Origin of the sequence: Salinicoccus sp. RF5, assembly GCF_020786625.1 — a bacterium.
GTDB lineage: Bacteria > Bacillota > Bacilli > Staphylococcales > Salinicoccaceae > Salinicoccus.
This window is the reverse complement of record NZ_JAJGRC010000001.1, coordinates 1,270,283-1,282,359: the sequence shown is the minus strand read 5'-3', so window position 1 is coordinate 1,282,359 and position 12,077 is coordinate 1,270,283. Positions and strand designations below refer to the sequence as shown.

Genomic DNA, 12,077 nt, shown 5'->3' with positions numbered 1-12,077 from the left:
GGAAATAGGGCAATGTAATACAACTGTAATATAATTAAAACATTACTAATACATTCTGCAGCCTTACGTAATGGAACGGAAACCTGATCTGGTTGTTTTAGGCGAACTGGGGTATAGAAAATGTATTAAAGCAAAGTAAATGGAGGGTGTTCAAATGACGGACCGTCATAACTATAGATTGGTATGGCTTTATTTTCTTTATTATTGGGTGATTTTCGGCATAGGGACATACTTCGGCCAGTATCTGCCGGAGGAATGGCGTCCGACTGCTTCGATGGTGCTGTTCGGCCTGCTGATGCTTTCACTTTTCGTCAGGGGGTTCAACCATAGCGGCCCAATCATAAGCCATCTCTATGCCTTTCTGGTCGGCCTGGTGTCATTCGGCCTGTTCGAGTCATTCATAGCGGATTTCGGGGCGGATATATTCTACCGTATAGTACTCCTTGGAATCATCGTATTCGTCTTCTTCGGACTCATCGGCTACTTCTTCCTGAGGGACATCACCCATTGGGGGAAGTACCTGTTCGTTGCATTGCTCATACTCATATTCGCTTCCCTGCTCAACTTCTTCATCAACTTGCCGTATATGACACTGGTGATTACGATAGTGGGTCTCGTGCTCTACATCCTCTTTACGATGTATGACTTCAACCGTATGAAGAACAAGAAATTCAGGCCGAGGGAAATGGGCTTCAACCTCTTCATCAACCTCCTGATCATCATCAAGAGGCTGCTCAGGCTCTACCAGTACGTTAACAATAGGCGATGAATGATATAAAATGATATATTAGAGGATATAAACCAGCTAAAAAGGAAGATGACGAATGGGACGCAAATGGAATAATATCAAAGAGAAGAAAGCACAGAAGGATAAGGATACGAGCCGGGTCAATGCGAAATTCGGGCGGGAGATCTATGTCGCTGCCAAGAAGGGGGAACCGAACCCTGAGAGCAACCAGGCATTGAAGGCTGTACTGGATCGGGCAAAGACCTATTCCGTGCCGAAGCACATCATAGACAAGGCCATCGACAAGGCGAAGGGCAGTGACGATGAAGCGTTCGATGAGCTGCGTTATGAAGGCTTCGGTCCTGAAGGCACGATGATCATCGTGGATGCACTGACGAATAATGTGAACCGTACCGCTTCAGATGTGCGTGCGGCTTTCGGCAAGAACGGCGGCAACATGGGTGTCAGCGGAGCGGTAAGCTATATGTTCGATGCGAAATCTGTATTTGTGTTCACTGGCTTCGGTCCGGAGGACACGATGATGGAGCTGATGGAGAAGGATGTCGATGTGGAAGATGTGACGGAGGAGAACGGCTTCACGGTCGTCTATGGTACGCCACAGGCCTTCCATGAAATCAAGGAAGCACTCGATGAGATGGGTGTGGAAGATTATGAAGTCGCCGAACAGACGATGATTGCCCAGAATGAGGTATCATTGGAAGAGGAGACCCAGGAGCAGTTTGAAAAGCTGATCGAGGCATTGGATGACCTCGAAGATGTTTCAAACATCTACCACAACGTCAACCTGGGTGAATAATCAAAGGGGGATAACAGCAATGGATTTTGGATATGAGGGAAAGGTAGCGGTCATCACGGGCAGCAGCAAGGGCATCGGACGCAAGACAGCCGAGCAGATGGTGAAGCTTGGGGCGAAAGTCATGCTCGTCGCAAGAGGTGAAGCGGGGCTTAAAGAGGCCAAGGAGGAGATTTCCAGGTTCGGGGAGGTCGACTATGTTGTTGCTGATGTGAAGGAAGATGCAGCAGCATCGCAGATTATCGAACAGACGGTTGAAAAGTTCGGCCGGCTGGATGTGCTCATCAATAATGCCGGCGGCTCCTTCGCAAAACCATTCGAGGAAGTGTCTGTTTCGGATTGGGAACAGGATCTCGATCTCAAACTGATGGCTGCGGTCAGGATATCGAATGCCGCACTGCCGCATCTGAAAAAACAGGGTGGAGCGATACTCAACCTCACTGCGGTCCTCGGCAAGACGCCGCCTGCCTCCTCACTGCCGACGTCGGTATCCCGTGCGGCAGGCATGGCGATGACGAAGGCGATGAGCAAGGATCTCGGGAAGTACGGCATCCGGGTGAATACGGTATGCATCGGGCTCATCAGAAGCGAGCAGATAGAAGAAAAATGGAAAAACGAGGCGCCTGACCTTACATGGGAGGAATATTCCAGGCTCGATAAACATGATATTCCGCTCGGCAGGATCGGGGATACGGAAGAAGCGGCCAATGTCATCACATTCCTCTGTTCCGACCTTGCTTCATATGTCAGCGGGGACGCTGTTAATATAGATGGCGGCGCCGGCCATGCACTCTGATCATCAACGCCTTCGGGCGTTTTTTTGTTGCGTTTAATCCATATTAACTGTATTATTATAATTAATACAGTAGGGAGGAGGCAGTCTGGTGATCAACTTGGATCTTAAAAGCCGTGTGCCCATATACGAACAGCTTGTCGACAAAGTAAAGCAGCTCATCATACAGGGCGTCATAAAGCCGGATGAGAAGCTTCCTTCAGTCAGAAGTCTCGCACAGGAATTGACGATCAACCCGAACACGATTCAGAAGGCCTACCGTGAACTGGAGAGGGAAGGTTACATCTACTCCCTGCCTGGCAAAGGAAGCTTCGTCGGTCGTGTGGAAGGACATGAAAACGAAAGGAAGATCGAGTCGCTCACCCGCAATTTTGAACAGGTGACCAGTGAACTGCTCTATCTTGGCGCATCCAAGAGGCAGCTCATCAAGCTGATTGAACAATTGGAAGAGGAAAGGAGAAAAGAAGATGAATCTCGAGACTAGGCAGCTGGATAAGGCATTCAGCAGACAGAAGGCGGTCGACACCGTTACATTGACTGTCACTTCAGGCACCATCCATGGCCTTCTCGGCTCCAATGGCGCAGGTAAAACCACCTTCATGAAACTGCTCAGCGGCATATATAAGCCGGATGCGGGAGAGGTGCTGTATGATGGTGTCCCCGTGTTCGAGAATCCTGACATCAAGGATGATGTAATGTTCATCAATGACATCCCCTATTTTTTCAATGGTGCCACGCTGAAGACCATGGGACGGTTCTACAAGTCGATGTATCCCAGATGGTCACAGAAGCGTTTTGTACAGCTAGCGGCACATTTCAGCCTGGATATAAAGAAGCCGCTTTCGCAGCTCTCCAAAGGGATGAAGCGTCAGGCATCGTTTGTCCTGGCATTCTCAGCACGGCCAAAAGTGCTGCTACTGGATGAGCCTTTCGATGGCCTCGACCCGATAGTCCGCCGTCAGGTGAAGAACATCATGATGCAGGATATCGCGAACCATGACATGACGGTCATCGCCTCCAGCCATAACTTGAGGGAGATGGAGGATTTATGTGATTCCGTCTCCATCATGCATGAGGGGAAACTCCTGTTCCATCGCGACCTGAATGAAGTCAAAGGCTCCCACTGCAAGCTGCAGATCGCCTTCAACACACTTCCGGATGAACGCTTCTACAGGGATATGGGCGTCGTCCATCATGAAGTGAAGGGACGAGTCCTCACATGCATCATCAAAGGCGATATGAAGCATATCGAAGAGAAGGTGACGAAATATCATCCGTTGATGTACGATATCCTGCCTTTATCACTGGAAGAGATATTCGCTTATGAAATGGGGGAAAAAGGCTATGAAATCAGCAACATCATTGTTGAATAGGACGCTGCTCAATCATTTCATGGGTGGAATATTCTGGCTGACGGTACTGTTCATCATCGGAAATGTACTGATCCAGCCTTTGGCACTATGGATTGCATCATCAAATTTCGAAATGATGGGCGGCAGGAGAGCCCTGCCGGAAAACCCATTGGATATGATGATTGGTTTCCAGCTTGCCGGTGGCATGCTTTATGTGCTGTTTATGGTGATGTTCCTCTTCAACTACAAAAATAGGGAGGCTTCAGTCGATTTCATGCACAGCCTGCCGATCAGAAGGGGAGGACTGCTCACCCATGCACTGACTGCGGGAATCATCAATATCATCGTGCCGCTAGCAGTAACAGCCTTCATCCTATTTTTTGAAAGGTACTTTTTGGCTTTTGAGATCTCCTTCATGCAGATTGTGGAGTGGTTCTTCTACACCCTATTTGTACTGATCGTCGTCTTTGCATCGGCTGTCTTCCTCGGTTTTCTTGTGAACAGCATATTCGTCCATATGCAGCTGGTCATCATCGTCTTCTTTCTGCCCCTTGTCTTCTGGGGGCTGACCGTAGCGGTGGCAGACATGCTTTATGATGGGATCGTCACTGCTCCGACTACAGGTGGAGGGGGACTGCTTAGTGTCGTCACGGACAATACATTCCCCATTTTTGCTGTTCAGCAGGCCATGGAGGGACTGATACTATGGAAGACGATAATATGGTCCCTATTGGCCGTAATATTGATCGTGTTCTCCTATGTAATCTACAATAGAAGCCGGAATGAGGATATCCATCATACTTTCACCAATACTTGGGTGCGGGATATACTGGTTGCTTTCATCACGATTTCAGGGATGCTTCTTCTCGGGCTTGCCATTTCCTTCGCTTTGCCTAGGCTGACGCTCGTCTTCATATTGGCCTTCATCATCGGAGCGGTATTTTCGTATATTGTTCAGGAAATGTTCTTCCAGGGTACGGCAAAAATACAGTTCAGGAAGCGCTCCCTAGTAATCACTGCAGTATCTATAGTCCTCTTCTGGATTTTCTTTGTCTTCGGTTGGCAGCAGTATACATCATATGTTCCAGAGGAAGGGGAAGTCGACAGTGTCAGCATCAACGCACACTGGGCGAGCATGTATGGAAGCGGTGAAGGCAGTGCTGATGGGATGAGTGAAGATTATATGTTCATCAGTGATCCTAAGGTCATCGGCCAGACCCTCTCCCTCCATCAGGCAGCAGTCGGGCAGTCGGCTCCAAGAACCAATGAATATGATGGAGAGGCACTCGAGATCACCTACCGGATGAAGGATGGGGATCACGTCAATAGAAGATACGAAACGATTACACTGAATAACACACAATATGATACCCTCCTCGAAACCTTGAACAGCAGCAGCTTTTCAACATCCTATGATATCGTCTATAACATCACCGATGCTGGAGATATAAGGAATATGGAAATTTCTGGCGTGAACGGCTATGTGGCCCTTTATTCTTCTGAAGAAATAGCAGACTTCGCCAAGGACTATCAAAGACATGCGCCCAGGATTGATGAGCAGATTCCTGCTTTGGTCAGCAATACGAATGTTCCGATGGTGAATGTGTCGGTCGGCTTCGAATTGAATCATTACCAGGGCCGGGCATCCATCTATAACCCTGCGGTTCTGGATGTAGTGGAAAAAGATCAGGATATAGCAGACTTCCTTGGAGCGACGGACAGCCGGACAATGCATACAATCTCACTGTCCAATGATGAAAAAGAGGACTTCTTCTCAGATTATCAGACCCTTTCATTCGATGAATTGAATGAAGCGTATCCTTTGGAGGAATTGGGGGATGGCGACCGCGCTGAAGTCATGGAGACCTTAAACGAAGGGGAATTGGATGCGGCTGCAGATCAGGTGCTGTTGTACTCACCTGCATTCATGCAGCAATTCGGTCCTGAAATGGAAAGGAATGCTGCCGCTGATACACACTATATGATCGGCATCAAATAGCCTGTAATATTTAAGATCCTTATTCCTTCACATTCTTTCCCCGATTTTTGTATAATTGGGGGAAGGAGATGAACGTGATGAAAACCAAATACCTCGATAAGAGAGGATGGAGACGTCTCCTCCGATCTGACTACAAGGAAAAAATCATCCACCATGAAGGTGAGGAAATACTGGTCGGACTGCTTGATATCCATAAGGTCCGGTCTCCGCTAACGGTGCCGATATTGGATAAGAAGGTCCGGGTATGTGATAATCACTACAAATGGCTGCAGATCATGCCGAAGAATGGGAACTACAGTCTTACCGTCATGTATGATGACAGGGGCCAGGTGCTGCAGTACTACTTTGACATCAATATCGAACATATACTGGAGCTTGGCAACGCCAGGCGGACGGATATTTATCTCGATGTGCTCGTTCTGCCCGACGGCCGCTATGAGCTCGTTGATGAACGAGATATAAAGCGGGCGCTCAAGAGGGGACATATCACTGAAGCGGAACGTGATTATGCCTATGTGGCCGCAAACCAGCTGATGCAGGATATTGAAGTGGATTTCGACTGCTTCAGACGTTTTGCAGACCACTGCAAACGCACAATCGACCAGTAAAAAAACAGTAAGGAGAAAATATCTCCTTACTGTTTTTGTTTAAGTGGTCATGAAGTCTCCGCCATTGACGTGGATGATCTGCCCCGTCATATAGCTTGAGTCGTTGGATGCGAGCATCACATAGCTTGGGGCGAGTTCGCTTGGCTGGCCGCGGCGTCCCATCGGTGTGTCTCCACCATGCTGTTCGACTTTCTCTGCATCGAATGTCGCAGGGATGAGCGGTGTATATATCGGACCAGGAGCAACCCCGTTCACACGGATGCCTTTAGAGGCAAGGTTGCCTGCGAGTGAGCGTGTGAACGACGTGATGGCTCCATTCGTTGCGGAATATTCGATGAGTCCTGGAGAGCCCCTATAGGCTGTGACGCTTGTTGTGTTGACGATGGTATCACCCTTGTCCAGATACGGCAGTGCTGCCTGGGACATGAATATGATGCCGTAGATGTTTGTTTCGAAAGTCTCCCTGATCTGGTCTTCGCCGATATCGAGGAAATCTTCTGTCGGATACTGGACACCAGCGTGGTTGACCAGCACATTCAGTTTGCCGAAGTTGTCGATGGTGAACTTTACGAGCTTTTCACATTCGGCTTTCTTTTTGACATCAAACGCGTAGGTTTCACATTTGACCCCGTAGGACTCGACAATTTCCTTCGTCTTGTCCGCATCGTCATGCTCATCGAGATAGGCGATGACCATATTGGCGCCTTCTTTGGCATAGGCGACCGCAACCGCACGGCCGATGCCGGAATCGCCGCCGGTTATGATGGCGACCTTGTCCTTCAGTTTGCCGCTGCCTTTGTATTCATCGTCTTCGAATATCGGTTTAGGGTCCATCTCACCCTCGATGCCGGGTTGACGCTCCAGAGTATAGCCTTCGATTTTTTCATCGATCTTCTCATGCTTGTTCTGTTCACTCATAGTAGTATTGCCTCCCATTACAATGATTTGATCAATAGGCATATACCCAAAGAGTACTTGCGCTACACTTATTCGAAATCAAGCATTGTAGAATTATTTATTTATGATAAGATTTTCTTATTGATGAAAGGGTGTTGAATTGGAATGAAAGTCGATGATTATAAGCTGCTTGTCACACTGGATGAGACGCGGACCCTGCGGCGTGCTGCAGAAAAGCTGTTTATTTCCCAGCCGGCTGTGAGCCAGCGTCTGAAATCCATCGAAGATGAGTGGGGAGTGAAGATATTCGTCCGCACGAAGAAGGAATTGTATGTAACCGGGGAAGGGGAGAAGATCATCGAGCACGCCCGCAATGTCGTAGAGCGTGAGTCGCTGGTCAAGGAATACATACGCATCAACCAGAATTCCATACAGGGAAATCTCTCCATAGGCGTCTCCTCACTGATCGGCCATACTATACTGCCCGAAATACTGGCCCAGTACCTGAAACTCTATCCGAATGTGAACATCAAGATCAAGGTCGGTTCTTCGCAGCAGATCATCAGCGAGCAGAATGACTTCCATATATGCATCGTGCGGGGAAACCGGATACTGAACAAGCAGAATGAACTGCTGTTTGTGGACCGCCATTATCTGGTGACGCCGAAAACGACCGATGATGAGAAGCAGCTTCCCATCATAGAGTTTCAGGCGGACCCCATATACATCAGTGAAATCGAGCAGTTTTTCGAACGGCGGTTCAACCGCAAATATGATTCCCAGATAAAGGTGGATCAGATTGCCACATGCCGCGCGCTGCTGCTTGAAGGCATCGGCATGACCGTTCTGCCTGAAATAGTGGTCGAAGGGTTCGACAGCACACAGTTCAATATTGATGAAGTGCTCTACGAAGATCGGCCGATCACCCGCGATACGTACATCGCCTTCGACAGGAGCGTGCTCGAACTGCCTCAGGTCAAAGCCTTCCTGACACTGGTGCGGACGTTCGTCAATGCAAATTAATGACTAAAAAGTATAGAAAGAATGGTTAAGACAATGCGAGAACTCTTTTACATCCAGAACTACCGCCTCTTCCTGCTGAACATGACACTGCTCGGGATGGCCGTCTCACTCACAGCTCCCTTCCTCGTCATCTTCATGACGGAGACACACGGCATGCCGACCGCCATATACGGCCTGTTCATGGCAACGGTGGCCGTCGGAAGTTTCATGATGAACACCTTGATCGGAAGGAAAAGCGACCGGATGGCCTTTGACCGCAAGTATCTCATCATCGGCGCCTTAGTGATGATGATCATTGCCTTCTCAAGCTATCTTCTCATCGGCAATGTCTGGCTCCTGGCCCTCTCATATATACTGTTCGCCTCACTCGGGGCGCCTGCAATGCCGCAGCTCTATGCTTCAGCACGCGAATCGATAAACGCCTACAGGTCGAGTATCGCCGTCCTTGCGAATACCGTGCTCAGGTCGATGTTCTCCTTCGGCTTCCTGTTCGGCCCACTGATCGGCTCTGTGCTGATCGGAATCTATGGTTTCAACGGCCTGTTTACGGGTACTGTCATCATGTTCATACTTGTCCTGGGACTGTCCTTCCTGATCCGTCCCGCAGACAAGAAGGTCGTTCCCCAGAGCGCCGTTGATATAAAAAGCTATGAGGAGAAGATTGCGCCCAACCTGCTCAGGACACCTGCGCTGCTGCTTCCATTCATAGCATTTACGATGCTGCATGTGGGACAATGGATGTACCTCCTCAACATGCCGCTCTATGTGACGCAATACCTTGAGGAAGGGGAGCGCGGTGTAGGAATACTGTCGAGTCTCTGTGCCGGCCTTGAAGTGCCCTTCATGATTTTCATGGGGATGATTGCAGGCAGGGTCAGCTCCAAGTCTCTGTTGATTCTCGGCGCTTTTCTCGGCAGCCTCTATTTCATGTCGATCGGCATCTTCAATGATTTCACAGCAATGGTGATCGGCCAGGTGCCCCTGGCGATATTCCTCGCGGTCCTGCTCGGGCTCGGCATCAGCTATTTCCAGGATTTGCTTCCGGATTTCCCGGGATATGCATCGACGCTTTTCGCCAATGCGATGATCATCGGCCAGCTTCTGGGCAACCTGCTTGGTGGAATGGCCAGTGATGTTGTAGGATTGGAGTACTCATTCTTTGTATCGGGAATGTTCGTATTCCTAGCGTTCATACTGTTCTTCTTTACTAGAAGTGAAATCAGGAAAGGGGAAATATAATGGAAATCATATGGTGGCTCATTGTCATCGCTTCGTTCATCATCGGATTTTTGGGGCTGGTCTTTCCAGTCGTTCCATCCGTATTGATGTTCTGGATCGGTTTTCTCGTCTACCACTTTGCACTCAACAGTGAAACCTTGTCATGGATGTTCTGGATCATCATATTCGTCCTGACGGTGCTGGTGCTTTTCAGCGACTTCATCGCAAACAGCTATTTCGTAAAAAGATATGGGGGTACCAAGCGCGGTGAGTATGCCGCAATCGTCGGGGTGGTCATCGGGATGTTCCTATATCCACCATTTGGCATCATCTTCGTGCCTTTTGTACTGGTCCTGATTGTAGAAGCATTGAATTCAAAGGACTTCAACCAGGCATTGAAGGCATCCGTCGGTTCATTGCTTGCCTTCGTATCAAGTGCCGTATTCAATGCAGTCGTCTATGTGCTGATGGTGGTATGGTTCCTGCTTGATGCACTCGTGTTCTAGACATAAATAAAGCTCCCTCATGCGAGGGAGCTTTATTTTATTTCTGTGCTTTTTCTACTTCTTTTTCAGCACTCTGGTTATCTGTACCTTCTTCATCCAGATTTTTACGCACATCCGTCATATTGTATTTCGGTTTATGCTTGCCCTGCTGGATATCCAGTGCGTAGTGGCAGGCCACGCTGTGCTTGCCTTTGTAGATTTCATCCTTCTCTTCCAGTTCCGGTACCACGTCACGGCACTTGTCCGTGGCGAAAGGACACCTTGTGTGGAAGCGGCAGCCTGTCGGCGGATCGATCGGGGAAGGGACGTCTCCGCGCAGGAAGATCCGTTCCGACTTCTTCTTCGGATCCGGCACCGGTATCGCAGAAAGCAGGGCTTTCGTATAAGGGTGCTGTGGATTCTCGAAAATGCTCTTCGTATCACCGATCTCGACGATCTTGCCGAGGTACATGACGATGATGCGGTCTGATATGTGGCGTACGACCCCAAGGTCATGGGCGATGAAGAGATATGTCAGACCCATCTCACGCTGCAGACGTTTGAGCAGGTTCAGAACCTGTGCCTGGATGGATACATCAAGGGCACTGACTGCTTCATCACAGATGATGAGTTTCGGATTGACCGACAGTGCACGGGCGATGCCGATACGCTGCCTCTGGCCGCCGGAGAACTCGTGGGGGAAGCGGTCGATCTGGTGCTTTTGCAGACCGACCGTCTCCATAAGCTCGGTGATGCGGTCGTTGCGTTCCTTCTTTGGAACGATGTTATGGATGTCCATGGCTTCGTTGAGCGTCTGGCGGACAGTCTTGCGGGGGTTCAGGGAAGCATATGGATCCTGGAAGATGATCTGCATTTCGCTTCTCATGCTGCGCATTTCAGAAGCACTCTTGCCGAGTACATCCTTGCCATCGAACTCGATGTTCCCTTCAGTCGGTTCATCAAGCCTCAGGATAGCACGTCCTGTAGTGGATTTTCCACAGCCGGATTCACCAACTACGGAGACCGTTTCGCCCCTGCCGATGGTGAAGGAGATATCGTCGACCGCCTTGACGTTGTTTACTGTGCGCCCCAAGAGTCCGCCTTTGATTGGAAAATATTGTTTAAGGTTCTCTACTTTAAGTAGTGGATTCTCTGTCATAGACTTCTACTCCCTTCTCGCCGTCCCACTCTTCAGTGTAGATCCAGCATCTTACGTCGTTGCCGTCTTCCTGGGTTTCGAGTTCAGGCAGTTTGCTGCATATGTCGGAGGCGTGCGGACAGCGTGGTGCGAATCGGCATCCCGTAGGCATTTCATCCGGTGCAGGCACGTTCCCTTTAATGGGTACAAGTTCGTCCTGGTCCACATCATGGCGGGGCAGTGAATTGAGCAGCCCTACCGTATAGGGATGTTTCGGGTTATCGAACAATGTCTCCACATCTGCATATTCGACGACTTTACCGCAGTACATGACGGCAACATAGTCGCAGGTTTCGGCCACGACACCAAGGTCATGGGTGATCATGACGACGCTCATGCCGATGTCATCCTGGAGTTCCTTGATCAGTTCGAGGATCTGCGCCTGTATGGTGACATCGAGTGCTGTGGTCGGTTCATCCGCGATGAGCAGTTCCGGTTTGCAGGCAAGTGCCATGGCGATCATGACACGCTGCCGCATTCCGCCGGAAAGTTCATATGGATACTGGTTGATGCGCTTTTCAGGGGAAGGGATGCCGACGAGCTCGAGCATTTCGATGGCACGTTTCGTCCCTTCCTTTTTGCCGAGTCCTTCGTGGATCTTATAGGATTCACGAAGCTGCTGGCCAATCGTGTAGACAGGGTTGAGTGAAGTCATCGGCTCCTGGAAGATCATGGAGATTTCGTTACCGCGGATATCCCTCATCCTGGAATTTTTCGCTTCCGTGAGCTCCTCACCCTTGAAGTTGATGCTGCCGCCGACGATCTTGCCAGGGTTTTCGATGAGCTGGAGGATGGACAGGGCACTGATGCTCTTGCCCGATCCCGATTCACCGACGATCCCGAGGGTCTTTCCTTTAGGCACCTGGAATGTTACTCCGTCGACTGCCTTTATTTCATTTCCTTCCACAAAGAAGGAAGTTCTGAGATCATTTATATCAAGAATATTTTCTGACACATGTGTCA

Annotated in this window: 13 protein-coding genes; 10 read left to right on the top strand and 3 right to left on the bottom strand. The window is 49.5% G+C overall.

Translation table 11 applies throughout. The features are described 5' to 3' along the window. Nucleotides 1-154: 154 nt before the first annotated feature. From LLU09_RS06645 to LLU09_RS06615, 7 genes are all read left to right on the top strand, one after another. The gene (locus tag LLU09_RS06645) at nt 155-769 is read left to right on the top strand and encodes a Bax inhibitor-1/YccA family protein (protein WP_228311050.1); all 615 of its coding nucleotides are present in this window, start codon (nt 155-157) and stop codon (nt 767-769) included. Nucleotides 770-824: 55 nt separating this feature from the next. Further along, nucleotides 825-1,544 carry a YebC/PmpR family DNA-binding transcriptional regulator gene (locus LLU09_RS06640; protein WP_228311049.1) on the top strand — a complete coding sequence of 240 codons (720 nt, stop codon included), beginning with the start codon at nt 825-827 and terminating at the stop codon, nt 1,542-1,544. Between the two features lie 19 nt (nt 1,545-1,563). Next, nucleotides 1,564-2,337, top strand: a complete 774-nt coding sequence (locus LLU09_RS06635; protein WP_228311048.1) for an SDR family NAD(P)-dependent oxidoreductase — start codon at nt 1,564-1,566, stop codon at nt 2,335-2,337. 88 nt (nt 2,338-2,425) lie between these two features. Further along, nucleotides 2,426-2,818, top strand: coding sequence for a GntR family transcriptional regulator (locus LLU09_RS06630; RefSeq protein ID WP_228311047.1), 393 nt, complete (start codon nt 2,426-2,428; stop codon nt 2,816-2,818). Beyond that, nucleotides 2,802-3,707, top strand: coding sequence for an ABC transporter ATP-binding protein (locus LLU09_RS06625; protein WP_228311046.1), 906 nt, complete (start codon nt 2,802-2,804; stop codon nt 3,705-3,707). The genes LLU09_RS06630 and LLU09_RS06625 overlap by 17 nt, the downstream gene beginning before the upstream one ends. Then, nucleotides 3,679-5,685, top strand: a complete 2,007-nt coding sequence (locus tag LLU09_RS06620) for a hypothetical protein (protein ID WP_228311045.1) — start codon at nt 3,679-3,681, stop codon at nt 5,683-5,685. Before LLU09_RS06625 ends, LLU09_RS06620 begins: the two co-directional genes overlap by 29 nt. Before the next feature lie 77 nt (nt 5,686-5,762). After that, on the top strand, nt 5,763-6,293 hold the full coding sequence (locus LLU09_RS06615; protein WP_228311044.1) for a ribonuclease FAU-1 family protein: 531 nt from the start codon (nt 5,763-5,765) through the stop codon (nt 6,291-6,293). Nucleotides 6,294-6,332: 39 nt separating this feature from the next. Here the strand turns inward: LLU09_RS06615 and LLU09_RS06610 are convergent, their stop codons facing one another. Continuing rightward, nucleotides 6,333-7,211: an SDR family oxidoreductase gene (locus LLU09_RS06610; protein ID WP_228311043.1), complete on the bottom strand. Its 879-nt coding sequence runs from the start codon at nt 7,209-7,211 to the stop codon at nt 6,333-6,335. A gap of 144 nt (nt 7,212-7,355) precedes the next feature. Between LLU09_RS06610 and LLU09_RS06605 the strand changes: the two genes are divergently transcribed. The 3 genes from LLU09_RS06605 to LLU09_RS06595 are packed head-to-tail and all read left to right on the top strand — an operon-like array spanning nt 7,356 to nt 9,937. Then, nucleotides 7,356-8,213, top strand: a complete 858-nt coding sequence (locus LLU09_RS06605; protein ID WP_228311042.1) for a LysR family transcriptional regulator — start codon at nt 7,356-7,358, stop codon at nt 8,211-8,213. Between the two features lie 33 nt (nt 8,214-8,246). Beyond that, the gene (locus LLU09_RS06600) at nt 8,247-9,452 is read left to right on the top strand and encodes an MFS transporter (protein ID WP_228311041.1); all 1,206 of its coding nucleotides are present in this window, start codon (nt 8,247-8,249) and stop codon (nt 9,450-9,452) included. After that, nucleotides 9,452-9,937, top strand: a complete 486-nt coding sequence (locus tag LLU09_RS06595; protein WP_228311040.1) for a DUF456 domain-containing protein — start codon at nt 9,452-9,454, stop codon at nt 9,935-9,937. The genes LLU09_RS06600 and LLU09_RS06595 overlap by 1 nt, the downstream gene beginning before the upstream one ends. A 37-nt stretch (nt 9,938-9,974) precedes the next feature. On the opposite strand, the gene LLU09_RS06590 is transcribed toward LLU09_RS06595, so the two are convergent. Together LLU09_RS06590 and LLU09_RS06585 are read right to left on the bottom strand one after the other, a co-directional pair. After that, nucleotides 9,975-11,075 carry an ABC transporter ATP-binding protein gene (locus LLU09_RS06590; protein ID WP_228311039.1) on the bottom strand — a complete coding sequence of 367 codons (1,101 nt, stop codon included), beginning with the start codon at nt 11,073-11,075 and terminating at the stop codon, nt 9,975-9,977. Beyond that, entirely contained in the window at nt 11,053-12,069 is a 1,017-nt protein-coding gene (locus LLU09_RS06585; RefSeq protein ID WP_094906751.1) for an ABC transporter ATP-binding protein, read from the bottom strand. Before LLU09_RS06585 ends, LLU09_RS06590 begins: the two co-directional genes overlap by 23 nt. Nucleotides 12,070-12,077 lie beyond the last annotated feature (8 nt).

What these genes read in the sequence shown, in the direction of transcription:
- LLU09_RS06645 (WP_228311050.1), top strand. Translation starts at nt 155, where the DNA reads ATGACGGACCGTCATAACTATAGATTGGTATGGCTTTATTTTCTTTAT.
- LLU09_RS06640 (WP_228311049.1), top strand. Translation starts at nt 825, where the DNA reads ATGGGACGCAAATGGAATAATATCAAAGAGAAGAAAGCACAGAAGGAT.
- LLU09_RS06635 (WP_228311048.1), top strand. Translation starts at nt 1,564, where the DNA reads ATGGATTTTGGATATGAGGGAAAGGTAGCGGTCATCACGGGCAGCAGC.
- LLU09_RS06625 (WP_228311046.1), top strand. Translation starts at nt 2,802, where the DNA reads ATGAATCTCGAGACTAGGCAGCTGGATAAGGCATTCAGCAGACAGAAG.
- LLU09_RS06620 (WP_228311045.1), top strand. Translation starts at nt 3,679, where the DNA reads ATGAAATCAGCAACATCATTGTTGAATAGGACGCTGCTCAATCATTTC.
- LLU09_RS06615 (WP_228311044.1), top strand. Translation starts at nt 5,763, where the DNA reads ATGAAAACCAAATACCTCGATAAGAGAGGATGGAGACGTCTCCTCCGA.
- LLU09_RS06610 (WP_228311043.1), bottom strand. Translation starts at nt 7,211, where the DNA reads ATGAGTGAACAGAACAAGCATGAGAAGATCGATGAAAAAATCGAAGGC.
- LLU09_RS06605 (WP_228311042.1), top strand. Translation starts at nt 7,356, where the DNA reads ATGAAAGTCGATGATTATAAGCTGCTTGTCACACTGGATGAGACGCGG.
- LLU09_RS06600 (WP_228311041.1), top strand. Translation starts at nt 8,247, where the DNA reads ATGCGAGAACTCTTTTACATCCAGAACTACCGCCTCTTCCTGCTGAAC.
- LLU09_RS06595 (WP_228311040.1), top strand. Translation starts at nt 9,452, where the DNA reads ATGGAAATCATATGGTGGCTCATTGTCATCGCTTCGTTCATCATCGGA.
- LLU09_RS06590 (WP_228311039.1), bottom strand. Translation starts at nt 11,075, where the DNA reads ATGACAGAGAATCCACTACTTAAAGTAGAGAACCTTAAACAATATTTT.